A 25169-nucleotide genomic window follows, 5' to 3' on the forward strand; every position below is an offset into this window, starting at 1 on the left:
CGCCGAGCCTCAGCCTGCCGCGCCGCCGCGGCCGACAGCGAACGGCGGCGGACCGAAGCCGGGCCCGAGCGCGGCCCATTCGAGCAGCGCCTTGCTCGTGTGCAGCCGCGACTCGACGGCGTCCCACACGAAGCTCCGCGGGCCTTCGAGCACGTCGGCGTCGATCTCCTCGCCGCGATGCGCGGGCAGGCAGTGCAGCACCACGACCTCGGGCGAGGCGAGCGAGACGAGCTCCTGCGTGATCCGATACGGCGAGAGCGCGCTGATGCGGTAGTCGCGCTCGGCCTCCTGCCCCATGCTGACCCACACGTCCGTGAGCAGGACGTCGGCATCCTTCGCGGCCTCGCGCGCGTCGGTCGTGACGGTGATGCGAGCGCCGCGGGCGCGCGCCTCGTCGACCTCGGGCAAGGGCGGAGCGAAGGCGGGCGGCGTGGCGAGCGTCATGTCGAGCTTGAGCAAGCCCGCGGCCTCGATCCACGAGCGGGCCACGTTGCTCGCGTCGCCGACCCAGCAGATGCGCAGGCCGTCGAGCCGACCGCGTGCTTCGCGCGTCGTGTGCAGATCGGCGAGGACCTGCATCGGGTGCGCGTCGTCGGTGAGCGCGTTCAGCACGGGCGCGCGGCAAGCGCGGGCCATGCCCTCGAAGCGCGCCGTGGTGTTCGTGCGGTACGTGACGGCGGAGACCATACGACCGAGCACACGCGCGGTGTCCTCGGTGGGCTCGCCGCGGCTCATCTGGGTGGAGTCGGGCGTGACGATGATCGGGTGGCCGCCGAGCTCGACGGTCGCGACTTCGAGCGAGAGCCGCGTGCGGGTCGAGGGCTTGTCGAAGAGGAGGGCGATGGCGTGGCCGGCGAGCGGCCGCGGGTGGTCGGCCTTGCCTCGCACGCGGGCATAAAAGGCCGAACGATCCAGGATGTCGACGATGCCGCCGTCCCCGAGGTCTGCAAGTCGCAACAGATCACGCTTCACGGCTTCATCTCCAGGAGCGCACGGCTCGTGATGGTGAGGGCTTCGTCGATCTCGGCCTCGCGCACGACGAGCGGAGGCGTATAGCGGAGCGTGCTCGCGCCGGCGACCGTGAGGAGCAGGCCCTGGGCGCGGGCGCGGCCGAGGACGGCGCGCGTGTCGACGCCTTGCGCGAGCGTGAGGCCTTGCAAGAGGCCGCGGCCGCGTTGTCCGACGCAGAGCGTGGGGTGCTCCTTCACGAGCGCCGCGAGGCCCTCGGCGAGGCGCTGGCCCTTCGTGACGGCGCCTTCGATGAGCTTCTCCTCGTCGAGGACGGCGAGCACGGTGCGCGCGGCCCGCGACGCGAGCGGGTTTCCGCCGAACGTGGAGCCGTGCGTGCCTGGCGAGAGCACGCCGTTCAGGCGCTCTTTGATGAGGAGCGCGCCGATCGGAAACCCGCCGCCGAGGCCCTTGGCGAGCGCGATCGCGTCGCCCTCGACGCCGTCGTGTTGCGCGCCGAGGAAGGCGCCGGTGCGGCCGAGGCCGGTCTGCACTTCGTCGAGGCAGAGCAGCGCGCCGTGCTCGTCGCAGAGGCTGCGCAGGCCGGGGAGGAAGCCTTTCGGGGGCGGGATCACGCCGCCTTCGCCCTGCACGGGCTCGACGAAGATCGCCGCGACGTCCGGGCCCATGGCGGCCTTCACGGCGTCGAGATCCCCGTAGGGCACGTGCGTCACGCCGGTGAGCGGCGGGCCGAACCCTTCGCGGTATTTCGGCGTCCCGGTGAGCGCGACGGCGCCCATCGTGCGGCCGTGGAAGGCGTTGTCGAAGGCGATGATGCGGTAGCGATCGGGCTCGCCTTTCGTGAAGAACCAGCGACGCGCGAGCTTGAGCATCGCCTCGTTCGCCTCGGCGCCCGAGTTGCAGAAGAAGGCGCGGTCCATGCCGCTCCTCTTGCAAAGCTCGTCGGCGAGGCGCGCGTTCTCGGCGTTGTAGAAGTAGTTCGAGACGTGCATCAGCCGCGCGGCCTGCTCGGCGATGGCAGCGACGAGGCGCGGGTGCGCGTGGCCGAGCGAGCAGACCGCGACGCCGGCGCAGAAGTCGAGGTAACGGCGCCCCTCGGTGTCCCAGACCTCGGAGCCCTTGCCTCGATCGAGGACGAACGGGGCCTGGCGGTAATTGCCCACGAGCCTGCGTTCGGCGAGGGGAAGGAGGTCTTCGGGTTCGAGCAGCTCGGCGATGGGGCTCTCGGCTCCGTAGGCGGGGGCGAGGGTCATGCGAGGCGATCTACGCCGGTCGCCCCGCCGGGGCAAATGCCACGCGCCCTCGCGGCGTGGCTCGCTCGGGTCGCCAGGTGGGGGGCGCCCGTTGCCAGTCGATCTTTGGAGGTTATAGTGGCCCGCACCCATGTCCGAAGCCGAGTCCACGACGAAGTCTGCCCAGGATCCGAACGGTCAAAACGGCGAAGCGACGAACGGCGAGCAGCCGTCGGCGGCGGCGGAGCCCTCGGCTCCTCCGACGCCCACGGTGGAGCAGCGCCTTGCGGACGCCCTGGCCGAGGCCGCACGGACGCGTGATCAGCTCCTGCGCACCGCGGCCGATTTCGACAATTTCCGCAAGCGCTCGCGGCGTGAGGTCGACGACGCCCAGCGGCGGGGCCGGGAGACCACGGTGAAGGAGCTCCTGCCCGTCTTCGACAATTTCGAGCGCGCGCTCGTGCACGCCGAGGGCTCCGCCGACGGGAAAGCCGTGGCCGAGGGCCTGCGGATGGTGCTGAAGCAGTTCGTCGACACGCTGGAGAAGATGGGGATCCATCGCGTCGTCGCGGTCGGCCAGCCCTTCGATCCCGCGCAACACGAGGCCATCCAGCACCTCGAATCACCCGAGCATCCGGCCGGCGTGGTCCTGTACGAGGTGCAGCCCGGCTATCGCATGGGGGACTACCTCGTCCGTCCGGCGATGGTCGTCGTCTCGAAGGGCCCGCCCGGCGGCGGCGCGACCGCGGCGAGCTGATTTCCCTCGAACGCCACGCAAAACCCGGTCCTCGGTCCACCGAGGACCATCGTTCGCCGCGTCTTTGATATCCTCGCCCTCGCCATGGGAAGGATCGTCGGCATCGACCTCGGGACCACCAACTCATGCGTGGCCGTTGTCGACGTGGCGTCGGCTTCGTCGGCGAACGACGTCAAGGTGATCCCCAACGCCGAGGGTGCGCGGACGACGCCCTCGGTCGTCGCGATCGTCGCGAGCGGCGAACGGCTCGTCGGGCAGGTGGCCCGAAGGCAAGCCGTGACGAACCCGCAGAGCACGGTCTACGCGGTCAAACGCCTGATGGGGCGCAAGCTCGACACGCCCGACGTCGAGCGAGCCATCTCGCTCGTGCCGTACCCGATCGTGCGCGCGCCGAACGGCGACGCGTGGGTCGATCTGCGCGGCAAGGCGCACTCGCCGCCCGAGGTCAGCGCGATGATCCTCGCGCAGATGAAGGAGACCGCCGAGCGCTTCCTCGGCGAGCCGGTCACCGAGGCGGTGATCACGGTCCCCGCGTACTTCGACGACGCGCAGCGGCAGGCGACGAAAGACGCGGGCAAGATCGCGGGCCTCGAAGTGCGCCGCATCATCAACGAGCCCACGGCGGCGGCGCTCGCGTACGGCCTCGACAAGAAGGCCACGGGCGCCGAGACGATCGCGGTCTACGACCTCGGCGGCGGCACGTTCGACATCTCGGTCCTCGAGATCAGCGGCGGCGTCTTCAACGTGAAGGCGACGGGCGGCGACACGCACCTCGGCGGCGAGGACTTCGACGGGCGGCTGATGGACATGCTCGTCGGCGAGTTCCAGCTCGAATTCGGCGTGGATCTGCGCACGGACCGGATGGCGATGCAGCGCTTGAAGGAGGCCGCCGAGAAGGCCAAGCACGAGCTCAGCTCCTCGCTCGAGACGCAGCTCAACCTGCCCTTCATCGCGGTCGGGCCGGACGGTGCGCCGCTGCACCTCGAACGATCGATGCAGCGCAACGAGCTCGAGATGCTCACGCAGGACCTCGTGGAGCGCACGATCGAGGTCTCACGCGACGTCTTGCGGGACGCGCAGATCGCGCCGAGCGGGATCCAGACCGTGGTGCTCGTCGGGGGCATGACGCGGATGCCGGCGGTGCAGGCGGCCGTGAAGGAGCTCTTCGGCAAGGATCCGTGCAAGGGCGTGAACCCGGACGAGGTCGTGGCCGTGGGCGCGGCGCTCCAGGCGGCCGCGCTCTCGGGGCAGGCGGACGAGATCCTCCTGCTCGACGTCACGCCGCTCTCGCTCGGCGTGGAGACGGGCGGCGGCATCATGACCCGGCTCATCCCGCGCAACACCACGATCCCCACCGCGCGCGGCGAGATCTTCACGACGAGCCTCGATCGGCAGACATTCGTGCCCATCCACGTCTTGCAGGGCGAGCGCGAGATGGCCGCCGACAACCAGAGCCTCGCGCGCTTCGAGCTCTCGGGCATTCCCCCCGCGCCGCGCGGCGTGCCGAAGATCCAGGTCGTCTTCCACATCGATGAGGATGGGATCGTCCACGTCGAGGCCACGGATCTCGGTACGAAGCGCGCGCAGAAGGTGCGCGTCACGCCGACGAGTGGGCTCGCGCCGTCGGAGGTCGAGCGGCTCATCGGCGAGGCCGAAAAATTCCGCGAGGAAGATACGAAGCGGCGTGATCGGGCCGAGCTCAAGAACCAGTCCGAGACGCTGCTCTACACGACCGAGCAGGCCCTCGAGGCGTACGCCGAGCTCGTCGACGAGGCCACGCTCTCCGGCGTGCGCGAGGGCTGCGTGATCCTGCGCAGGCTGCTCGACGAGGATGCGTCGAGCAGCGATCTGCGGGGCGCGTACGGCAGGCTCGAAGCCGCCGCCTACCTCCTCTCGGAGGCGATCTACGGCGGCAGCGCCGGCACCGCGTGAGCGCGGATTTCGGCTTGGTTTGGGGTCCCCGGACACGGGCGAGGTGGTAGGATTCGTTCCCGCCGCGGGCATGCTCGGGGGGCGAACTTGGAGAGACAGTTCGGGCGTTACGTGCTCCTCGAGCGGCTTGGCGCCGGGGGGATGGCCGAAGTCTGGAAGGCGAAGAGCTTCGGCGCCTTGGGCTTCGAGAAGACGCTCGCGCTGAAGCGCATCCTGCCGGAGCTCGCGCGCGAGCCCGAGCTGCTCGAGATGTTCGTGCACGAAGCGAAGCTCTCGGTGCGCCTCTCGCACGCGAACATCGTGCAGGTCTTCGACCTCGGCTTCGTCGAGCAGGAGGGCGAGCCGCCGGGCTACTACATCGCGATGGAGTACGTCGCGGGGCTCGACCTCGCGACGCTGCTCGCGCGGTTTCGTCGGACGAAGACGCGGCTGCCGTTCGGCATGGCCGTGTTCGTCGCGGCCGAGGTGGCGAAGGCGCTCGATCACGCGCACCGGAGGCGCGACGAGCAAGGCAAGCCGCTCGGCATCGTGCACCGCGACGTCTCGCCGCAGAACATCCTCGTGTCCTGGGAAGGCGAGGTGAAGGTCACGGACTTCGGCATCGCGAAGGCGAAGGGCTTCATGCGCGAGGACGAGCACGCGGGCGAATCCGTGCTGCGTGTCCGCGGGAAACTCTCGTACATGAGCCCGGAGCAGTCGCTCGCGCAGCCGCTCGACGGCAGGAGTGATCTGTTCTCGCTCGGCACGGTGCTTTACGAGCTCGTCGCCGGGACGAACCCGTTCGCCGGCGCGGGCGACGCCGAGACGCTTCGACGCGTGCGCGCGGCCGAGGCGCCGCCGCTCGAGCTTGCTCGGTCCGACGTGCCGCGAGAGCTCGCGGCGATCGTGCGACGCCTGCTCACGCGGCGGCCCGAGGAGCGCGTGGCCGACGCGGGTCGGCTGCACGAGCAGCTCCTCGGGTACTTTTACGCGACGGGTGATCGTTTTGGTTCAAACGATCTCGCGGAGCTCGTCGCGTCGTTCCACGACGACGCGAGGAAGACGCCCGAGATCGAGGCAGGCTCGGTGCTCGGGGACCCGCAAGGCACGGAGCACGAGCGGACGCCGGTCGAGGTGCCGACGACATCGGCGTCGTTGAAGGTCGCGGTGGAGAACGTCGCGACGGCGAATTTTCTGGAGCCCGTGGGCGAGCGGCGCGAGGGGACGGTGCTCGTGGTCGCGGGGACGTGCCGCATCCCGGCGCTGCCGTTCGACGTGGAGGGCGCGCGCGATGTGATCACGCGGTACGGCGGGGTGATCCTGGAGCAGGAGCCCTCGCAGGTCGTGGCGCTCTTCGGGCTCGAAGACGCGGACGGTCGCGACACGGAGGCGGCTGTGCGTGCCGCGCTGGTGATCCTTCGTGCGCAAAAAGGTCGAGGTGCGTCGGCGGGTGTTCACGTGGGGCGCGTGCTCGTGGATGCGCGCGGAATGCCGATCGTCGACGCGCGGCTCGGGACGCTGGTCGCGCAGGCGCAGGGGCTCGCGCGCGCGGTCGCGGAGCAGGTCGCGGCGTCACACCCGGCGGCGCGGATCGTGCGCGGGGCGTTTGGCTTCGACGAGCTTCCGGACGGAGCAAGCTCGGTGCCGGAGGGCGGGCGTGTGATCACCTCGGCGCGCCCGCCGATCGGCACGAGCGGCAAGTTCGTCGGGAGGCAGGAGGAGCTGCGACGCATCGGCGAGATCCTCGCGGCTGCGACGCGCAAGCGCGCGCAGGTGATCACGGTCCTCGGCGAGAAGGGCATCGGCAAGACGCGGCTCTGCGCCGAGATCGAGCGGCGGCTCGGGCGCGGCAACTGGTCGGTCGGGTTTTACGCGGCGAGCTGCCCGCCGAGCGGCGCCGAGCTGCCGTGGAGCGGGCTGCAGGCGATGCTGCAGGTGCTCTGCGGCGTGCAGGAGGGCGACGGCGAGCAGGCGATCCTCGCGACCTTGCCGCGGCTCCGCGCGCTCGGCCTGCAAGAGGAGGAGTCGTCGGCGGTGCTGCGCCAGCTCGGCGCGCGGCTCGGCGATCGGCCTTCGCGTCACGTCGGCGGGATGGGGACGACGCTACGCGCGGCGTTCACGCGCATGGTGCACAAGCTCTGCGAGGATCGGATCCACTGCTTCGCGTGGGACGACGCGCAGGCGATGGATGCGGCGACCGCAGAGGTGATCGCGAGCGTGGCGAGCCGCAACGAAGGAGCGGCGTCGGCCATCCGCGCAGTGTTCCTTCTCGCGACGCGCACGGCGCCGCCGAGCGTGCTCTTGCCGCTCGCGCGTCACCACGTGGTCGCGCTCGGCCCGCTCGGCGGTGAGGAGAGCGAGCGCCTCGTGGCAGAGCGGATCGGCGTGCGCGCGGCGCCCCGCGAGCTCGCCGCGTTCTGTCGCGAGCGCGCCGCAAGGCACCCGCTCTTCATCGAGGAGCTGTTGAAGGAACTCGTGGACGCGCGCGCCGTGGAGGTCGAGGACGGCCGCGTCCGCCTGCGGCTCGACGGCGCGCGCGCGGTGCCGCGAGCGCTGCGCGCGCTCATGGAGGCGCGCGTGAGCCGCCTGCCGCAGCGGGAACGCGGGGCGCTGAACGCCGCGGCGATCCTCGGCGATCCGGTGCACACGCAGGTGCTCGCGGCGCTGCTCGGCGAGAGTTTTTCTGTTGTCGATCGAGGCATCGGCGAGCTCGTCGCGCGAGGCTTCTTGCGTTCGGCCGGCCCCGCGGAGGTGAGCTTCCCGTCGCCGATGCACGGCGAGATCGTCCTCGACACGATCCCGCACGAGGCGCGGCGGGATCTGCACGGCAAGGCGGCCGAGGCGTACCGCGCCGTCTTCGGCGACGAGGTCGCCGAGGCGCACGGCGAGCGCGTCGGGACACACCTCTCCCACGCGGGCGATCGCGATCGCGCCGCCACGTTTTACGCACGCGCGGCCTCGCATCGCGTGCGCCTCTGCCAGCTCGAACCCGGCATCCGCCTGCTGCTCCGCGCGATCGACCTCGCCGATCTCGACCGGCGTCCCACGACCGAGATCACGAGCTGGTTGCGCGAGCTCTGCGCCGCGGTCCTGCCCGTTCGCGCGGCGCCCTCGCTGGAGGATCTTTCCGCGCGGGCGCTGCGTCGGATCGATGCGGCGGGCACGCTCGAGCAGCGCGTCGCCGCCCGGGTCGACGTCGCGCGCGCGCTCGGCGCCGTGAACCGCTTCGATCGGGCGTACGTCGAGATCGACTTCGCGTTCAAGCTCGCCGCGCAGAACGAAGAGCTCCAGCGTTGCGCGCTCGTCGCCGAGATCGATCTCGGCGCGCGCAGTGGTGATTTTGCCCGCGCGGCGCGCGCCGCCGATCGGCTCGAAGCGATGGGGCCAGCCGAGGATCCGCGCACGCTCCTCGCCATCGCCCACGTGCGCGCCGCGACCGGCGTCGCTGCGGCGGCGCTGCTCGCAATCGATCGTGCCGAGGCAAAGAGTCCGAGCGGCGACCCCACGCTCGCGAGCGAGCGCGAGAAGGAGCGCGTGCTCGTGTACGCCTTCATGCGCGATTTTCGCGCTGCGTCGGAGGCCTCGGCGCGCGCGGTCGAGCTCGCTCGTGCTGCGGGGCTGCGCGCCGAGATGGCCGCGTCTTTGCACAACCTCGGAGATACGACGCGGCGCCTCGGCGACTTTCCGCGCGCCTACGCCACGCTCACCGAGTCGCTGCAGATCGCCGAGGAGGCGGGCTACGAGCGCATCGCATCGCTCAACCGCGTCCACCTCGCGTACCTCGACGGGCAGAGCGGCAAGCCGGGCGCCGAGGAGCGGATCCGCGAGCTCGTGAAGTACGCCGAGGCGCGCGGCTACCACGCCGATGCACTCGAAGGCCGCTCGCTTCTGGCCTCGCTGCTCGCCGAGCACGGCGCACGGGACGAGGCGAGGCGCGAGCTCGAGTTCGTGCTCCGGATGGCCGATGCCTACGGCAACGGCTTCATCGCCGATGACGCGCGTGAGGCGCTCGCGAAGCTCGGCTAGCTCGATCGGCTCCGACGTTCACGGCGCCTTGGGAGGCGCGAGGCCGGCGAAGGCGACGGGCGCGGCCTCACCGCTGGCAGTGATCGCGCGCCGCACGATGCGGCTCTTGTTCGTGTCGGCCACGACGAGGTCTTTGCCCGCGACCGTGATCCCGGCCGGCTCCGCGAGGCCCGTGAGCACGGTGCGTGTCGTGCCCTTCGCCGGGTCCACGCGCTTGACCTTTCCATTGTACGAATCGGCGACCCACAACGCGCCTTGCCCGTACGTCATGCCGATCGGGTGCTGCAGCCGCGCCTTTGCGGCCTCGCCGTCGACGTCGCCGAACACGAAGAGGTCGACGCCGATCACGGTGCGCACGGTGGCCGTCGCGAAGTCGATCGCGCGGACGCTCGAGGTCTCGCTGTCGAGCACGAAGAGGCTCTTGTCGTCGGTGGCGAGCGCACTCGGCTGGGCGAACGCGGCAGCCTGGGCCGGCCCGTCCTCGCGCGCCTCCCGCCCGCTGCCCGCGTAAAGGCGCACCGTGCCCATCTTCGGATCGAAGACCGCGATCTGATGCGAGCCGGCGAGCGCGACGTAGATCGATCCTTTGTGGTGCAACAGATCCCAGGGCGAGCGCAGCGGGGCCGTTCGCCCGGTGTGCTCCTGCAAGCCGAGCGGCTCGGCGCCGAGCTCGCCCGTGCCGGCGACCGTGATGACCTGCCGCGTGGCGCGATCGATCTTGCGGATCAGGTGGTTGCCCGTATCGGCGACGTAGAGATCGGCGCCGACCTCCGTCATCCCCTGCGGACGCTGGAACGTCGCGCGCTCCGCGGCGCCGTCCTTCGCGCCCGCCTCGCCCGATCCGAACACGGCCTCCACCGCGCCCGCGGCGTTCGTCAGCACGATGCGGTGATGGCCCGTGTCGGCGATGGCGAGGCCGCCGTTCTGCAGCGCGAGCACCTTGCCCGGATATCGCAACACGCCTGCCGGGCCGCGATCGGGCCGCAGCCCCTCGATCGGCGCCTTCGCGAGCACGTTCGTGGCCCGCCCTTCGGCGAGCGCCTCTTCGACCGCGCCGCTGAGGTCGGCTGGATCCGGCTCGCCCGAGCCCACCCACGCGAGCCTTCCTTCCGCGTCGATCAGCGCGACCGTGGGCCACGCGCGCACGCCCCACGCGTCCCAGATCGTCATGTTCGCGTCGACGGCGACGGGGTGGACGATCTCCAGATCACGCAGCGTGTCGCGCAGGCGTGCCGCGTTCTTCTCTTCGTCGAACTTGGGCGAATGCACGCCCACGACGAGCACGGGATCCTTCGCGAAACGCCGCTCGATCGCAGCCAGCGTGGGGAGCGTTTGCAGGCAGTTGATGCAGCAGCTCGTCCAGAAATCGACCACCACCACGTGACCACGCAGCGCGTCGCGGCGCAGCGGCCGATCCACGTTCAGCCATGCCGTCGCGCCGTTCCATTCCGGGATCGAAGGCCGATCGCCCGGCGGCAGGAGCAAGCTCTCCTTGGGCGCGCTCGTCTCCTTCGGAGCCGCGTCGAGGACAGGCAACGCGATCTTCGGCGCAGGCATCGTGGCGGGCGCGGGGGGAGGGGACGCGCAGGCGCTCGTAGCGACGAGCAACGCGAGGGGCGGGATCCAGCGCATGGCCCCAGTCTACGCGCGGGGGGCGTTCGGGGATGCGGCGTCCCGCCGGACGCTCAGGAATCGCCGGCGAGCTTGCGTTCCAGGGCTTCGAGGTGGGCGCGGACCTGCGGGTCCGTGTCGCGCTGGGCCTCGATCTTCCGGACGGCGCTCATGACGGTCGTGTGGTCGCGGTTGCCGAACGCACGACCGATCTCGGGGAACGAGACCTTGAGCCGCTGCTTGCACAGGTACATCGCCACGTGCCGCGCGAAGGCGATGCTCTTGTGGCGATCTTTGGAGGTCAAATCGATCGAGCGGAGGTGGAAATGGTGGCAGACCGCGCGCTGGATGTCCTCGACGCTCATGATCTGCGCGCGGGGCGTGGCGGCCGTGATCTCGGCGCGGGCGAAGGCGAGATCCACGGGGCGGCCCGTGAGCGAGGACTTGGCGGCGAGGCGGATCAGCGTGCCTTCGAGCTCGCGCACGTTCGAGCGGATCACCTGGGCGAGGTAGAGCGCGACGTCGTCGGGCAGGACGATGCCCTCGAGCGCGGCCTTGTTGCGCACGATCGCCACGCGCGTCTCGAGCTCGGGCGCCTGGATGTCGGCGACGAGGCCCCACGAGAAGCGCGAGACGAGCCGCTCCTCCATGCGCTCGAGGTTCTGCGGGTACTTGTCGCTCGTCACGACGATCTGCCGATCGAGGCCGTGGAGCGCGTTGAACGTGTGGAAGAACTCTTCCTGCGTCTGCTCGCGGCCGGCGAGGAACTGGATGTCGTCGACGAGGAGCAGGTCGCAATGGACGCGGTACTTCGCGCGGAAGTCGTCCATCCGATGGTGCTGGATCGCCGTGATGAAGTCGTTCGTGAAGCGCTCGGCGGAGACGTAGATGATGCGGGCGCCCGGGCGCTCGTCGAGGACGCGGTGTGCGATCGCGTGGACGAGGTGGGTCTTGCCGAGGCCAGTGCCGCCGCAGATGAAGAGCGGGTTGTACCGCCGGCCGCCGCCGCCCGCGGCCGCGATCGCGGCCGCGTGGGCGAGCTGGTTCGAGGGGCCGACGACGAACGTCGCGAAGGTGTGCTTCGGGTTCAGATCATCGGGCAGGGCGGGCCTGCGCAGCGGCGCAGGCGCGGGCGCCGGGGCGCGTGGCTCGGCGGCGACGGGCGGGCTCGGGGATGCGGGCGCGGCCGGCGGGTTCGTCGAGCTGCGCACGACGAGGGAGCGGGGGCGCACGGGCGGCATCTGAGGGACGTTCGCGATGGGAGCCTCGAGGTGCTGGTCGATGGTCCACGCGACCTGGACGCTCCAGCCGGTGAGCTCACGGATCTTGTCCGTGATCGTGGGCAGGAAATTGGTCTTGACCCACTCGAGAACAAACTCGTTCTGCACCCGGAGCGAGAGGACCCCGTCCGTGAGGTCGTCAAACTGCACGCCGCCGAACCACTGATCGAACGTCGCAGGGGAAAGCCCGCGCGTATGCTCGATCGCCCGTTCGAAAATCGCTCGCGATTCGTCTCTCGAAGTGGTCATTCCAGCCCAGAAATCGCTGCGAATACAGTGCCGTGGCGATCCTCGTGCAGGATCGCCCCCAAGTTTTCCACAACCCGCATCAGCGATTCGTCTCGCTATCGTGCGGAATCAATACGGGAAGTTCGAAGCCCGTGACGAATCCCCCGCGTTGTCCACAAGATATCCACAGAATGTCGAGGGGGACGCATGCTGTGGGCGCGAAGGGCACGATCAGGAGCCGGCGGCCCGGCGACACCTCGGGGCTCGCCCGGCTCGGGGATGGGGGTCGACCCGCGGGGGTGACCCGCCCATTTCCAGGGGGGCTGTTCGAGCTTCGCGCAATGGTTCATCACGGAACGCGAAAACGACAATACAGGATCAAGCCTCCCCTGCGTAAGCCCTTGGGAGGTTTCCTTCACGATCGTCAGGAAAAATCCGAGACCCGACGGGCCCCCCACAGGGGCCGCGGCGAAGACGAACCGGAGGTAGCACCGGGGATGGGCGGGCGTCCATCCCCAACGAAAACAAATACCCCAACCACCGGATTTTACGGCGGTTTTTCCGAGTTCGACGTTTCGACGCGTAGCGCCGTTCGCGCTCTGCCGGGCGTCACGTTGCGGGGAGGGCCGAAACCATAGCGTCCGGAGGACGCGCGTCCTCGGACGCCCGCGAGTGGCGGGCATTGGCAGACGCGTCCGTCCGTCAAGAGGGAAGATTGTCCATGATTTCCGACGTTTGCCCGCGACGGCCACGACCGGTTCTGCCGCCTCTTCGCGGCGGGTCCGAGAAGTTGCCCTGGACCTCGACATGTGGCTAAGGCCCCCTCATGCGTCCGGTGAGCAGAGCAGGCACCACCGCGGTCTTGTCCGCGCTGGTGGTCGGATCGTCGGCTTCGATCGTGCACGCGCAGGAAATCGCCCTCGCCCCGCAGCTCGCCTACTCCTACGGGGAGAACGAGACGGCGCGGAGCCTCGCCATGGCCGGCGCGACACGCGCCGTCGGCAACGGCACGACGGCGATCTTCTCGAACCCCGCGAACATGGCGCTCACGCGCCTCTACCACATCGAGGCGATCGGGCAGTTCACGCCCGAGGTGACACGCGCCATCGGCGGCGGTGCCATCGTCGACTCGATCACGTCGTCGACCCGCATCTCCGGCGGCCTCGCGTTCATGGGCGGCATCATCGATCCCGACGGCGCCGATCGCGGCTTCATCGACGCGCGCGCGGCCGCCGCGTACCCCGTCGGCGATCGTGTCTTCCTCGGGATCGGCGGTCGCTACCTGCGCATGATCCAGGACGGCTTCGGTCCGCTCGATGACGCCGCGACGGCACGTTACAGCCCCGTGTCAGGCGGGCTCGTCGACGCGGCAGGCAAGCGCATGCCGTCGGTCGACACGCTGACCTTCGACGCGGGGGTCACCATCAAGATCACGCAGTCGGTTCACCTCGGCGTCGTCGGGCAGAACCTCACGCACCCAGGCCACGGCCTCCTGCCCACCACGATCGGCGCCGCGCTCGGCTACGGATCGGAGAGCCTCACGCTCGAGGTCGACGGCGTCGCCGATCTCGATTCATGGAACAAGGCGACGGCGCGCGTCATGGCAGGCGGCGAGTACCTCGCGGCCGACCATTACCCGATCCGCCTCGGCTACCGCTTCGATCAAGGCGCGGGCGTCCATCAGATCTCCGGCGGCTTCGGCTACATCGGCCAGGAGATCGCCGCCGAGGTCTCCGTCCGCCGGACGCTCTCGACCACGATCAACAGCACGATGATCGCCATCGGCCTGACGTATCACCTCGAGTCGAGCGGCCTGACGCGCAACCGGGTGAGCGGCGAAGGGACGGCGAGCGAGGCGGCGAGCGGCGAAGGGGAGAAGTGACCGAAGCGCCCCGACGCGCGGGCGCATCCCGGACGGAAGGACGCTTGCCGCGTCTTGCGCCCGGAGTCGTCGTGCCATAGTTCGGGCGTCGTGCTCTGCCTGACCCGACCGACCGATCCCGCCTGGGCGACCTTGGCCCTCGCGGACCTCGCCACCCTGCTCCGGGATCACGCGCACTGCGAGATGAAGGCGGCGTCGAACGCGCTGTCGCTGGCGGCGCGCTGGCCCGAGCGGACGGAGGTGGCGCGCGCGCTCGTCGAGCTCGCCGAAGAGGAGCTGCGTCATTTCCGAGGCGTGCTCGACGAGCTCACCCGCCGAGGTCTCACGCTCGGCAAGCCCGAGGTCGACGTCTACGCGGCCGAGCTGCGCAAGGCGATCGGCGTCGGTCGCAAAGGCGCGCCGGAGGATCCGCTCGTCGATCGGCTGCTCGTCGGCGCCGTGATCGAGGCGCGATCGTGCGAGCGGTTTCGCCTCCTCTGCGAGGCCTTGCGGGCGCGCGGCGACGAGCCCGAGCTGCTCGCGTTCTACGAGGAGCTTTTCGCTTGCGAGGCGCGGCACTACCGAACGTTCGTCGACCTCGCGACGAGCGTGAAGGCGGATCCCGCCGCCGTGCGCGCGCGCCTCGAAGAGATCGCGCGGGCCGAGGGGAAGCTCGTCGAGGTGCTCGGCAAAGAGCCCACCGTGCACGGGTGACGCACATGGATCTACCTCCGCACGAGATCGATCGTCTGATCGCACGCGCCACGGACGAGCTCCGCCAGAAGGATCGCGCCTTCCGCGTCGAGGGACCCGCCGCGCGTGGCAACGTGCTCGAAGCCTTCCGCGCGGTGAGCACACGCTCGATGTGGATCGAGCTCGGCGAGCGGGGCGCGAAGAATCCGATCCTCGCCGCCGCGCAGGCGCACGTCGCAGCGCTCACGATTACGCGCGTCACCTGGGCCGAGCGCGTGCGCCTCGCCGAGGCGTGGCACGCGCCCACGATCGAGATCGAAGGCCCCGCGCCCGAGCGCGTGAGCCCGCGCGTCACGCTCGCACGTCTGCTCGACGAGACCGTGCCCGCGCGGCGCCACGTGCTCGCCGATGCGCTCGCGCGTGGCGCGGGCGATCTCTCCGACGCCGCGCTCGTCCACGAGGAGCGCCGCGCCGAGGCGTTCCGCCGCCTCGGGATCGAGGACGTCGATGCCCTCGAGATCCCCGTGAAGCCCGCGGCCTCGCTCGCGCGGATCGCCGAGCGCCTGCTCGACGTGACGGCCGAGCTCATGCCGAAGCGCGCGCCGCGCTGGGACGATGCGCTCGCCGTGATGCTCGCGCGTGACGCGGGCGAGGGCTGGCCTGCGCGCCTCTCGCCGCGCTGGTTCCAGGAGCTCTTCGGCAAGACGGGCCTCTTCGATGGCCTCTCGATCCCGCCGTTCACGCTCCCGCGTCTGCTCGGCGCGTCCTCCTTCGTGCGCGCGCTCGCTCGCTTCGGCGAAGCCTTCGCCGAGGCCGACGTCCCGCGCGCGGCGCCCTTCGTCCTCGCGCGTCCGCTGTTTGATCTCCGTCGCGCGCGCAGGGCCGCGCTCTTCGGTGCCTTGCCTGCCGACCCCACGTTCGGCGTGCGCTCGCTCGGCCTCGGCCGCTCGCGTGCGCGGGCGCAAGCTCAAGACGTCGCCCGCGCGCTCCTCCTCTCGCTCCGCCTCGACGCGGCCCGTGTCCTCCTTCGTGGCACGGTCACCCTGCCGCACCGCGCCCGGCGCGAGCGCTTCGAAGAGCTCACCGATCGTGCCCTAGGCGCTTCGATCCCCGGTGGGCTCGCGTTCGTCTTCCCCGCCTTCGATCCGCAGGATCCGACGCGCCTCGCGGGTGCGCTCCTCGCCTTGTCGGATCGCCGCGCGCTCCTCGAGCGCTTCGACGAAGACTGGTTCCAGAACCCGCGTGCGGCGCTCGCCTTGCGTGAGGAGCACGCCGTCCTTCCGCGAGAGCCGACGAGCCCCGAGGCTGCGATCGAAGCGGGCCTCGGTGAGCTCTCGCGCTTGCTCGCCGAGCTCTTCCGCTGATGCGCGCTCGTGACTCCGGACGCTCGATCCGGTAGGTATCATGCCGTGGTGCAGAAGTACGGGATCCCCATCGCAGACCTGCCGGGTCACTGCCTCGACGCCGTCGATGCGGCCGAACGCGTCCGTGCGCGCACGCTCGTCACGCGCGAGGGGCATCCGATCGCGGCCATCGTCCCGATGAGTGACCTCGACAAGATCGATCCGCCCGATCCTGCGGTCGACGGCGTCGACCCGCTGCTCTCCTTGTGCGGCACGTGCCGCCATGACGAGTTCGTCGACTCGCTCCTCGTCGACATCTCGCAGACCGGGCTCTGGCATCGGGGCTAGCGCACGTGGGTTACCTCTTCGATACGGCCACGCTGGCCGAGGTCCTCCGCACGGTCCCTTCGCGCCTGCTCGTCAAGCGCCTCTCCGGCGTGCCTACGTCGGAGCGCTGGACGACGTCGATCACGGTCAGCCAGATCCTGATCGCCGCGCGCCGCACGCGGCACCCGAAGCTCATGCAGGACGTCATCCGCCTCGTCGCGGCGGTGAAGGTCGCGCCCTTCGACACACTCGCGGCGCAGTCCTTCGCCAAGCTCCGCACGACCGTGGCGCCCGACGTCGACACCGACGACGTCATGATCGCGGCCATCGCCGTCACGCACGACTTCACGCTCGTGACGCGCAGGCCCGCTGCGTTCCGCATCTATCCGCACCTGCGTGTCGAGGACTGGACGCTCTGACGACGGAGCGCGCGGCTGAGCGGGTTCGTCCGCGCGAGCCCTTGCGTTCGCGGGGCGTTCCGTCAGGGCCGACCTCGCACACGACGCACTTTTTTCGGGAAAGGGCGGGCGCGAACCCGGGTCCATTGCCCCCTTTTTGCCGCGTGCTGGTGGGCCTGCCTCCGGCGAACAAAAGGGGCCTTCCCGTTCCCTTCGCCACGTGCTAGTTGCCCCCGCGCCCATCGAGAGGGTGTCTTTTTGCCTCTCGCGCGGCCCGTGACGTTCGGAGGCTGTCTCCTCGGGATCAACCGAGGGCCATGACCCGTGGCCTCCCCGCCTCTCGAGCCGATCGAGACATCGAGGCCCTCCGGAGACCGCCGGATCCCGTGAACCACCTCGCCTCAGCCAAGCTCTTCGCCTCGGCGATCAACGTCGATTTCGACCCGACGTTCATCGCCCAGTTCATCCTTTTCACGACGTTCGTCGTCGTGCTGCGGCCCTTGCTCTTCGATCCGCTGCTGCGCGTCTTCGAGGAGCGTGAGAAGCGCACCGAAGGCGCGAAGGACGACGCGCGCAAGATGGATGCGAAGGCCGGCGAGCTGCTCACGAAGTACGAAGCGGAGCTCGAGAAGGTCCGGCGCGAGGCGAACCTCGAGCGCGAGAAGCTGCGCCGCGAGGCCAAGGAGCTCGAGACGAAGATCATGGGCGAGGCGCGTGACGAGGCGGCGCGCATCCTCGAGACGGGCAAGGCGCGGATCGCCGCGGAGGTCGAGCAGATGAGGAAGGAGCTGAAGGACGCGCAGCCGGCGCTCGCCGCCGAGATCGCGTCTCGGGTCCTCGGTCGGGAGGTCGGTCGATGATGTCGCGAAGGCTTGCGAAGGTCGCCTTCCCGCTCGCGGTGGGGCTCGCGGGCGCGTCGGCGTTCGCGCAGACGAACCCGAACCAGGGGCTGCCGGCGGGACATCCGCCGCTCGACGTCCCGCCGGGCCAGGCGCGGCCAGCGCCGGGGCAGATGGGCCGGCCGATGCCTGGGCAAGGGATGCCGGGGCAGGGAATGCCGGGGCGTCCTGGGTTCCCCCCGGGCATGCAGAGGTCGCAGCCGCAGCGCGCGCCCGAGCCGGCGCACGCCGAGGCGGGTGGCCATGGCGGTGGGCACGGCGGGCATTGCCCCGGCCATGGCCCGCACGACGTGCCGCACTTCGACCAGATCAACTGGTGGCACGGCATGATCTCCGTGAACAACGAGAAGGCCGTTCAGCCGGGCTTCGTGAACAAGCTCCTCTGGCGGTACGAGAACCACGCGGATCCCTGCGATCCGAAGAACGAGCCTCCGCCCTTCCTCGCGGCGATCCTGAACATCGGCGTGCTCGGGTTCATCCTCTACCGCTTCGGCAAGAAGCCGATCGGTGATGCGCTCGTGAAGCGCAAGCAGTCGATCATGTCGGAGATCGACAACGCGTCGCGCCTGAAGAACGAGGCGCAGAAGCGGCTCGACGAGTACGAGGGCAAGTTCGAGCAGATGGCCGAGACGCTCACGGCGCTCAAGGCCGAGTACGCGGCGCAGGCCGAGCTCGAGAAGAAGCACATCCTCGCCGAGGCCGAGGAGCGCCGGACGCGCATGCGCCGCGACGCCGAGTTCCGCATCGAGCAGGAGCTGCGGACGGCGCGGATCGAGCTCATGCGCGACGCGGTGCAGGGCGCGACGACGGCGGCCGAGGAGATCATCCGCAGCCGCACGGCGCAGGCCGACCTTGATCGGATGAGTGAGGACTACCTGACCTCGGTGCGTGAGGCGCTCGCTTCGAGCGGGCCTGCGGGAGGTGCGCGATGAGCAGCGAGACGATCGCCAGGCGGTATGCGCGTGCGGTCTTCGAGCTCGGCAAGGAGCTCAAGAATCTGCCCGTGGTCGCGCGGGATCTCGCGGATTTCTCGGCGAGCTTCGAGAAGTCGGACGAGCTGCGGATGGTCCTTCAGAGCCCGCTCATCGCGGAGGATCAACGTGAGGCGCTCCTCAAGGAGGTCGGCCAGCGCATGAGCCTCTCGGAGACGGCGCTCTCGACGTTGCGCCTGCTCGCCAAGCGCAGGCGCCTCTCTGCGCTGCCGGACATGGTCCGTCAGCTCGAGAAGCTCGTGGACGAGGACGCGGGCACGCTCCGCGCGACGGTCACGAGCGCCGGTCCGCTCAGCGAGAGCTACCTTGCGAAGCTCCGCGCCGAGCTCGAGAAATCGACCGGCCGCAAGGTCGTCATCACGCACGTGCAGGATCCCTCGCTCATCGCAGGCATCGTCACCCGCATCGGCGACCAGGTGATCGACGGGAGCGTCAAGGCCCGCCTCGAGAGCTTCCGCGAGTCGCTGCTCCGCACCTAGTCGGTAGGCCGCCCGAGGCCCCAAAACTTCCACCGCCCCTCGCACGGGCCGGGTCGAAACAGGATCAAGGACTTCCCCCATGCAGCTCAGAGCCGAAGAGATTTCTCAGATCATCAAGAAGCAGATCCAGAACATCGACAAGGCCGCGCTCGTCACCGAGGTGGGCACGGTGCTCACGGTCGGCGACGGTATCGCCCGCGTGTACGGGCTCAGCCGCGCGATGGCCGGTGAGCTCGTCGAGTTCGTGGGCGCGGGCGGCGAGACGCTCGCCGGTCTCGTGCTGAACCTCGAGGCCGACAACGTTGGCTGCGCGATCTTCGGCGACACGAGCATCATCAAGGAAGGCGACGCCGTGAAGCGCACGGGCCGCATCCTCGACGTGCCGGCGGGCGAGGCCGTCGTGGGCCGCGTGGTGAACGCGCTCGGCATGCCGATCGACGGCAAGGGCCCGATCGAGACGAAGGAGCGCCGCCGCGTCGAGGTGAAGGCGCCCGGCATCATCCAGCGCCAACCGGTCAAGGACCCGCTCCAGACGGGCATCAAGGCGATCGACGCCATGATCCCGATCGGCCGTGGTCAGCGCGAGCTCATCATCGGCGACCGCCAGGTCGGCAAGACCGCCGTCGCGGTCGACGCGATCATCAACCAGAAGGGCAAGGGCGTTCACTGCATCTACGTGGCGATCGGCCAGAAGCTCAGCACGGTCCGCCAGGTCGTCGATCGGCTCGAGAGCTACGGCGCCATGGAGTACACGACCGTCGTCGCCGCGACCGCGAGCGAGACGGCGCCGCTCCAGTACATCGCGCCGTACACCGGCGTGACGATGGGCGAGTTCTTCCGCGACACGGGCCGCCACGCGCTCTGCATCTACGACGACCTCTCGAAGCAGGCCGTCGCGTACCGCCAGCTCTCGCTCCTCCTGCGCCGCCCGCCGGGCCGCGAGGCGTACCCGGGCGACGTCTTCTACCTCCACTCCCGCTTGCTCGAGCGCGCGGCGAAGATGGCGGACGTCTTCTGGGTCGTGAAGAAGGGCACGCCGGCGCCGCCGCACGGAGACCGCGACTATCGCGGCGCCGACGGCAAGATCCACATCGGGGAGCAGGGCAAGGAGTCGTCGCACCACAGCCTGAAGGAGATGGGCAGCGACTACGAGATCATCAAGGACAAGTGGTCCGGCGGCTCGCTCACGGCCCTTCCCGTGATCGAGACGCAGGCCGGTGACGTCTCGGCGTACATCCCGACGAACGTCATCAGCATCACGGACGGTCAGATCTTCCTCGAAGCCGACCTGTTTTACTCGGGCGTTCGTCCGGCCATCAACGTCGGCATCTCGGTCAGCCGCGTCGGCGGCAACGCGCAGATCAAGGCGATGAAGAGCGTCGCCGGCACGCTCCGCCTCGACCTCGCGCAGTACCGCGCCATGGCGGCGTTCGCGCAGTTCGCGGGCGACCTCGACGCGAAGACGCGCAAGCAGCTCGAGCGCGGCGCACGCATGGTCGAGATCCTGAAGCAGGGCCAGTACGTCCCGCTCTCGGTCGAGAAGCAGGTCCTCATCATCTACGCCGGCATCAACGGCTACGTCGACGACCTGCCGGTCGAGGCGCTCGCGCAGTTCGAGGAGGAGCTCTACAAGTACTTCGAGTCGAAGCACTCGACGCTCTTGCCGGAGATCGCCGAGAAGAAGGCGCTCGACGACGAGCTCAAGAAGAAGATCAACAAGGCGATCGAGTCCTTCAAGAAGAACTTCGTCCCCGGCGGCAAGTCGAAGCCTGCCGTCGAGGAGGAGGAGGCCGAGGCCCCGAAGGCCGAGGCGAAGGCCGATGGCAAGGCGGCCCCGAAGAAGGCCGCCAAGAAAGCGAAGTAAGCCGTGCCTTCGCTCAAAGCGATCCGCAAGCGCATCACCAGCGTCCGCTCGACGCAGAAGATCACGCGCGCGATGAAGATGGTTGCTGGCGCGCGGCTCAACCGCGCCCAGCAGCGCATCACGGAGCTGCGCCCCTACGCCATCAAGACGCAGGAGGTCCTCGCGGCGATCACGGCGTCGGCGCGGGCGGCGAGCGCGCAGGACGGCGGGCAAGGCGTCCCGGCGGAGGCCGACGTCGTCCTCGATCGCCCGCTCCACCCGCTGCTCGTCGAGCGCCCCGAGCGCCGCGTGATGCTCCTGATCCTCACGAGTGATCGTGGCCTCTGCGGCGCGTTCAACACGAACATCAACAAGCGCGCCGAGCGCGAGTGGAAGAGCCGCGTCGAGCAGGGGCAGGAGGTGATCATGAAGGTCATCGGCCGCAAAGGCCGGGACTACATGAGCCGTCGCAACGCCCCGAACCTCGGCTACCTCCCGGGCGTATGGGAGAAGCTCGCCCTCGAAACGGCGCAGCGCGTGGGCAAGGAGATCCTCGATCCCTTCCTCAAGGGCGAGATCGACAGCATTTACGTCATCTACAACGAGTTCAAGAGCGCGGTCACGCAGCAGGTCGTGGTCGAGCGGCTCTTGCCCGTTCGTCCGCTCGCCGAAGGGGAGCAGGCCGAGGCGACGTCGGCGACCGAGTTCATCTTCGAGCCGAACCGCGAGGCGCTGCTCGACGTACTCGCGCCGATGTACGTCGACATCTCGCTTCTCCGCGCGCTCTACGAGTCGATGGCGAGCGAGTTCGGCGCGAAGCTCACGGCGATGGATGCGGCCACGAAGAACGCGAAGGAAATGGTCGAGCGCCTGACGCTCCAGTACAACCGCGCGCGTCAGGCTGCGATCACCAAGGAGCTCATGGAGATCATCGGTGGCAGCGAGGCGCTGAAGGACTAGGTCCTCGTCACGCCCGGGGGCGCGTTGCTCGGACGAGCCGAGCCGCGCCCCACTGCCGCAGGCCTTCCTTCCCGAGCCGTACCCGTGGGCATCCTCCTTCCCATCAACCCCGAGCACCCCGAGCCTCGCAAGATCCGGCGCGCCGTCGAGATCCTGGAGAAGGGCGGCGTCATCGGCTACCCGACGGACACCGTCTACGGGCTCGGCTGCGACCTCTTCAACAAGCAGGCGATCGAGACGCTCTACCAGATCAAGGGGATGCAGCGAGACAAGAACCTCGCCTTCATCTGCCCGGATCTCGGGGACATCGCGCGGTATGCGGTCGTCGAGAACGCCGCCTACCGCGTGCTCAAGCGCTTCCTGCCCGGTCCGTATTGCTTTGTGCTCCAAGCGACGCGCGAAGTGCCGAAGATCGTGCAGATGAACAAGAAGACCGTGGGCATCCGCGTGCCTTCGAACCCCGTCACGCTCGCGCTCGTGCGTGAACTCGGGCGCCCGATCATCAGCACCACCGCCGCGCCGCCCGGCGAGGATCCCATGGTCGATCCCTGGGAGATCAAGGAACGCTTCCCCGCCCTCGAGCTCGTCCTCGACGCCGGTGCCGGCGGCAACCTGCCCACGACCATCGTCGACCTCAGCGAAGGCGACGTGCGCATCCTGCGCGAGGGCGCAGGCCCCATCGACGAACTCGTTTGAGCTCGAACGAACGCCGGAGCCTCAAGGCTCCTTGGCGTGATCCCCTTCGCCCTCGCCGGGCGGCCCCTCGTGCTTCAGCGTCGGCACCGGGATGACCGGGAGCGGCTCCTCCGCGCCCGCCTCCGCGCCCTCGTCCGTGGCGCCTGCCTCGTCCGTCTCCGCGTCCGCCTCACCGTCCGGCGCGGCGTCGACGCCCGCGTCGGGTGCGGTGTCCCTCAGGAACACCTCGTCGATCGCGTTCTCCTGCCCCTCGTACGCGAGCAGGCCCGTCTCCGGATCGATCCGCTTGTGCTCGAGGCCCGCGGGCTCCGTCGGCGCGCGCTTCGGTTTGCCCGCGTGCGCCTCGCGCATGAAGTCCACGAACGCAGGCAACGACGCGACCGCGCCCGTCTCGCCCGCGCCGAGCGGCGCGGCATCGTCGAAGCCCGTCCACACCGCGCACGCGATGTCCATCGAGTAGCCGACGAACCACGCGTCCTTCGACTGGTTGCTCGTCCCGGTCTTGCCTGCGACCCACCGATCGAGCGCCTTCGCGCGTGTCGCCGTGCCTCGCTCCACCACGGTCCGGAGCAGGCTGTTCACCAGGAACGCCTCGTCCTCGGTGAGCATGCGCTTCGGCTCCGGCTCCGGCTCCGATCCGAGCGGGATGTCGACCCCGTTCGGCCCGGTGATCCGCGTGATGAGCCGCGGCTTCTTGTACTCGCCACCGGCTGCGAACGCCGCGTACGCCGCGGCCATCTCGCGCGGCGTCACCTCGTAGGCGCCGAGCGCGAGCGACAGATCCGCGCCGAGCTTCGACTCGATCCCGAGGTCCTGCGCGAACGCCATCACGTGCGCCGCGCCGAGCTCCTGGATCGACCACACGGCCGCGACGTTGACGCTGTGCGCGAGCGCCTCGCGCAAACGTGCCGGCGTCTTCCCTTCGCTCTCGTCGTAGTTGTTCGGCTGGTAGCCCTTCAGTGCCGCGGGGTTCGTCTCCAGCAGCGTGGCCGGCGTGAATTTGCGCGTGTGGATCCCGTACGCGTAGACGAACGCCTTGAACGTCGAGCCCGGCTGCCTCCTCGAGAGCGTCCGATCGAGCCCGCCGCGCACGCCCTCGTACCCTCCGACGAGCGCCACGATCTCGCGCGACGCGACGTCGATCGCCACGAGCGCCGACTGCGGCCCGAGCTCCAGCCGTAGCCCCGCCGGCTGCGCCTTCTCCTTCGGCGCCGGCTCCAGCGCCGGCTCCTCCGTCCCTGGCTCGGGCGCGCCTTGGCGCGGATCCGCGGCCGACGCGGCGGCCTCCTTCGGATCCACGAGGCTCACGCGCACCACCTTGCCGACCTTCGCGAACTGGCTCGGCAAGAGATCCTTCGGGTTGTACCGGCTCTTGCCGCGCAGATCGACCGCGCCCGCGAGCGCGCCGATGCGCACGAACAAAAGCCCCTTCGTGTCGTCATGCCCCGTCACGACGCCCGCGTACACGCGATGACCGCTCGGCTTTGGCGCGCCCTCGAACGCGGGCGGCTCGCGTTTCCCCGGCGCGAGCGGCGCGAGCATGTTGTGCCGCTTCAAGTACCCGTCGAGGCTCGTGCGCACGGCGCCGCGCGCCTTCGACTGCATCGTCGGATCGATCGTCGTCGTGATCGTGTAGCCGCCGCGATCCGCATCCGGACCGACGAGCGCGCGCAACGTGCGCTTCGCCTCCTCGACGACCTCGGGCGCGAGCTCGCGCATCTCCTCCTGCGCGGGCGCGAGGTTCACCTCCTCCGCGCGCGCGCGCTCCACCTCTTCCGCCGACGCGAAGCCCTTCGCGAGCATCTGCCCGAGCACGTACTCGCGCCGCTTCTTCGCGCGCTCCAGGCTTACGCGCGGCGAGTAGATGCTCGGCCCCTTCACGATCCCTGCGAGCAGCGCGGCTTGCGCGAGCGTCGCGTCGCGGATCGACTTGCCGAAGTAGTACCGGCAAGCCTCCTCGATCCCGTAGCGCCCGTGCCCGAAGTAGATGTGATTCAGGTAGAGCCCGAGGATCTCGTTCTTCGTGAGCTCCTGCTCGATGCGCCGCGCGAGGATGACCTCCTTCATCTTCCGGTCGAACGTGCGCTCCGACGTGAGCAGCACGTTCTTCACGACCTGCTGCGTGATCGTGCTCGCGCCCTGCCGCGCGCTCGCGCCGCGCAGGTTCTTGTAGAGCGCGCGCAGCATCCCCGGATAGTCGAGGCCCTTGTGCTCGTAGAACGACGCGTCCTCTGCGGCGAGCACCGCATAGCGCACGCGATCCGGCATCGCCTCGACGTCGACGATCGTGCGCCGCTCGACGAAGAGCTCCCCGAGCACGACCTGACCGTCCCGCGCCATCACGCGCGTCACCTGCGGCGGGCGGTAGCTCTTCAGCTCCTCTGTCGACGGCAGGTCCGCTTCGTAGTGCCGGATCGTCAACGCCACGCCGAGCATCGCCGCTGCCGCGAGCAGCACGATCGTGATCCCCGCGCGCCGCACCCATCGTTGGATCGTGCGCTTGCGCCTCCGCGCGGCGCGCCGCTTCTCGCGCTCGTCGTCGCTCGTGTCCTTCGTCTCGTTCGGCGTGGAGGGCGCGCTCTTCACCTCGTTCGGCGTGGAGGGCGCGCTCTTCCGAGCGTCGCTACCGTTCTGCTCTTCGGAGGGGCGATCGGCCGGCATGGT

General features: G+C 69.8%; 19 protein-coding genes. 14 read left to right on the plus strand and 5 right to left on the minus strand.

What is annotated here, in order from left to right:
- Positions 1–9: 9 nt before the first annotated feature.
- A complete protein-coding gene (gene argF, locus QHF89_RS18885) occupies positions 10–972 on the minus strand; it encodes an ornithine carbamoyltransferase (protein WP_136969055.1) in 963 nt (320 codons plus the stop codon).
- A complete protein-coding gene (locus QHF89_RS18890) occupies positions 969–2222 on the minus strand; it encodes an aspartate aminotransferase family protein (protein ID WP_136969054.1) in 1254 nt (417 codons plus the stop codon). Before QHF89_RS18890 ends, argF begins: the two co-directional genes overlap by 4 nt.
- A gap of 130 nt (positions 2223–2352) precedes the next feature.
- Between QHF89_RS18890 and grpE the strand changes: the two genes are divergently transcribed.
- From grpE to QHF89_RS18905, 3 genes are all read left to right on the plus strand, one after another.
- Positions 2353–2958, plus strand: a complete 606-nt coding sequence (gene grpE, locus QHF89_RS18895) for a nucleotide exchange factor GrpE (protein ID WP_136928930.1) — start codon at positions 2353–2355, stop codon at positions 2956–2958.
- A gap of 84 nt (positions 2959–3042) precedes the next feature.
- A complete protein-coding gene (gene dnaK, locus QHF89_RS18900) occupies positions 3043–4890 on the plus strand; it encodes a molecular chaperone DnaK (RefSeq protein ID WP_136969053.1) in 1848 nt (615 codons plus the stop codon).
- A gap of 111 nt (positions 4891–5001) precedes the next feature.
- Positions 5002–8895 (plus strand): serine/threonine-protein kinase, encoded by a 3894-nt coding sequence (locus tag QHF89_RS18905; RefSeq protein WP_284720694.1) that lies wholly within the window; start codon positions 5002–5004, stop codon positions 8893–8895.
- Positions 8896–8913: 18 nt separating this feature from the next.
- Here the strand turns inward: QHF89_RS18905 and QHF89_RS18910 are convergent, their stop codons facing one another.
- The gene (locus QHF89_RS18910; protein ID WP_136969051.1) at positions 8914–10527 is read right to left on the minus strand and encodes a thioredoxin-like domain-containing protein; all 1614 of its coding nucleotides are present in this window, start codon (positions 10525–10527) and stop codon (positions 8914–8916) included.
- A gap of 53 nt (positions 10528–10580) precedes the next feature.
- Positions 10581–12035 (minus strand): chromosomal replication initiator protein DnaA, encoded by a 1455-nt coding sequence (gene dnaA, locus QHF89_RS18915; RefSeq protein WP_136969050.1) that lies wholly within the window; start codon positions 12033–12035, stop codon positions 10581–10583.
- Between the two features lie 805 nt (positions 12036–12840).
- Here dnaA and QHF89_RS18920 point away from each other — a divergent pair.
- The 11 genes from QHF89_RS18920 (at position 12841) to QHF89_RS18970 (ending at position 22505) form a co-directional block, all read left to right on the plus strand.
- The gene (locus QHF89_RS18920) at positions 12841–13896 is read left to right on the plus strand and encodes a hypothetical protein (protein WP_232379497.1); all 1056 of its coding nucleotides are present in this window, start codon (positions 12841–12843) and stop codon (positions 13894–13896) included.
- Between the two features lie 90 nt (positions 13897–13986).
- Entirely contained in the window at positions 13987–14589 is a 603-nt protein-coding gene (gene miaE, locus QHF89_RS18925; protein ID WP_136928925.1) for a tRNA isopentenyl-2-thiomethyl-A-37 hydroxylase MiaE, read from the plus strand.
- A 5-nt stretch (positions 14590–14594) separates the two neighbouring features.
- A complete protein-coding gene (locus tag QHF89_RS18930) occupies positions 14595–15932 on the plus strand; it encodes a hypothetical protein (RefSeq protein WP_136969049.1) in 1338 nt (445 codons plus the stop codon).
- A 48-nt stretch (positions 15933–15980) separates the two neighbouring features.
- On the plus strand, positions 15981–16259 hold the full coding sequence (locus tag QHF89_RS18935; RefSeq protein ID WP_136928923.1) for a type II toxin-antitoxin system Phd/YefM family antitoxin: 279 nt from the start codon (positions 15981–15983) through the stop codon (positions 16257–16259).
- Between the two features lie 5 nt (positions 16260–16264).
- Positions 16265–16657: a PIN domain-containing protein gene (locus QHF89_RS18940; protein WP_170229043.1), complete on the plus strand. Its 393-nt coding sequence runs from the start codon at positions 16265–16267 to the stop codon at positions 16655–16657.
- 296 nt (positions 16658–16953) lie between these two features.
- Entirely contained in the window at positions 16954–17496 is a 543-nt protein-coding gene (locus QHF89_RS18945) for a F0F1 ATP synthase subunit B (protein WP_136928921.1), read from the plus strand.
- Positions 17493–18467: a F0F1 ATP synthase subunit B gene (locus QHF89_RS18950; RefSeq protein ID WP_284720673.1), complete on the plus strand. Its 975-nt coding sequence runs from the start codon at positions 17493–17495 to the stop codon at positions 18465–18467. Before QHF89_RS18945 ends, QHF89_RS18950 begins: the two co-directional genes overlap by 4 nt.
- The gene (gene atpH, locus QHF89_RS18955) at positions 18464–19006 is read left to right on the plus strand and encodes an ATP synthase F1 subunit delta (RefSeq protein WP_136928920.1); all 543 of its coding nucleotides are present in this window, start codon (positions 18464–18466) and stop codon (positions 19004–19006) included. Before QHF89_RS18950 ends, atpH begins: the two co-directional genes overlap by 4 nt.
- A 79-nt stretch (positions 19007–19085) precedes the next feature.
- A complete protein-coding gene (atpA, locus tag QHF89_RS18960; RefSeq protein ID WP_136928919.1) occupies positions 19086–20870 on the plus strand; it encodes a F0F1 ATP synthase subunit alpha in 1785 nt (594 codons plus the stop codon).
- A 3-nt stretch (positions 20871–20873) separates the two neighbouring features.
- Entirely contained in the window at positions 20874–21809 is a 936-nt protein-coding gene (gene atpG, locus QHF89_RS18965; protein WP_136969048.1) for an ATP synthase F1 subunit gamma, read from the plus strand.
- A gap of 84 nt (positions 21810–21893) precedes the next feature.
- A complete protein-coding gene (locus tag QHF89_RS18970; protein WP_284720674.1) occupies positions 21894–22505 on the plus strand; it encodes an L-threonylcarbamoyladenylate synthase in 612 nt (203 codons plus the stop codon).
- A gap of 21 nt (positions 22506–22526) precedes the next feature.
- Here the strand turns inward: QHF89_RS18970 and QHF89_RS18975 are convergent, their stop codons facing one another.
- Positions 22527–25166 carry a penicillin-binding protein 1A gene (locus tag QHF89_RS18975; RefSeq protein ID WP_136969047.1) on the minus strand — a complete coding sequence of 880 codons (2640 nt, stop codon included), beginning with the start codon at positions 25164–25166 and terminating at the stop codon, positions 22527–22529.
- Between the last annotated feature and the right edge of the window lie 3 nt (positions 25167–25169).

Source organism: Polyangium sorediatum, from assembly GCF_029946465.1.
Lineage (GTDB): Bacteria > Myxococcota_A > Polyangia > Polyangiales > Polyangiaceae > Polyangium > Polyangium fumosum.

Bases quoted from the DNA above. Each gene is read 5' to 3' on its own strand.
- QHF89_RS18890 (WP_136969054.1), bottom strand. From the start codon at position 2,222: ATGACCCTCGCCCCCGCCTACGGAGCCGAGAGCCCCATCGCCGAGCTG.
- grpE (WP_136928930.1), top strand. From the start codon at position 2,353: ATGTCCGAAGCCGAGTCCACGACGAAGTCTGCCCAGGATCCGAACGGT.
- dnaK (WP_136969053.1), top strand. From the start codon at position 3,043: ATGGGAAGGATCGTCGGCATCGACCTCGGGACCACCAACTCATGCGTG.
- QHF89_RS18910 (WP_136969051.1), bottom strand. From the start codon at position 10,527: ATGCGCTGGATCCCGCCCCTCGCGTTGCTCGTCGCTACGAGCGCCTGC.
- dnaA (WP_136969050.1), bottom strand. From the start codon at position 12,035: ATGACCACTTCGAGAGACGAATCGCGAGCGATTTTCGAACGGGCGATC.
- QHF89_RS18920 (WP_232379497.1), top strand. From the start codon at position 12,841: ATGCGTCCGGTGAGCAGAGCAGGCACCACCGCGGTCTTGTCCGCGCTG.
- QHF89_RS18930 (WP_136969049.1), top strand. From the start codon at position 14,595: ATGGATCTACCTCCGCACGAGATCGATCGTCTGATCGCACGCGCCACG.
- QHF89_RS18945 (WP_136928921.1), top strand. From the start codon at position 16,954: ATGACCCGTGGCCTCCCCGCCTCTCGAGCCGATCGAGACATCGAGGCC.
- QHF89_RS18950 (WP_284720673.1), top strand. From the start codon at position 17,493: ATGATGTCGCGAAGGCTTGCGAAGGTCGCCTTCCCGCTCGCGGTGGGG.
- atpH (WP_136928920.1), top strand. From the start codon at position 18,464: ATGAGCAGCGAGACGATCGCCAGGCGGTATGCGCGTGCGGTCTTCGAG.
- atpA (WP_136928919.1), top strand. From the start codon at position 19,086: ATGCAGCTCAGAGCCGAAGAGATTTCTCAGATCATCAAGAAGCAGATC.
- QHF89_RS18975 (WP_136969047.1), bottom strand. From the start codon at position 25,166: ATGCCGGCCGATCGCCCCTCCGAAGAGCAGAACGGTAGCGACGCTCGG.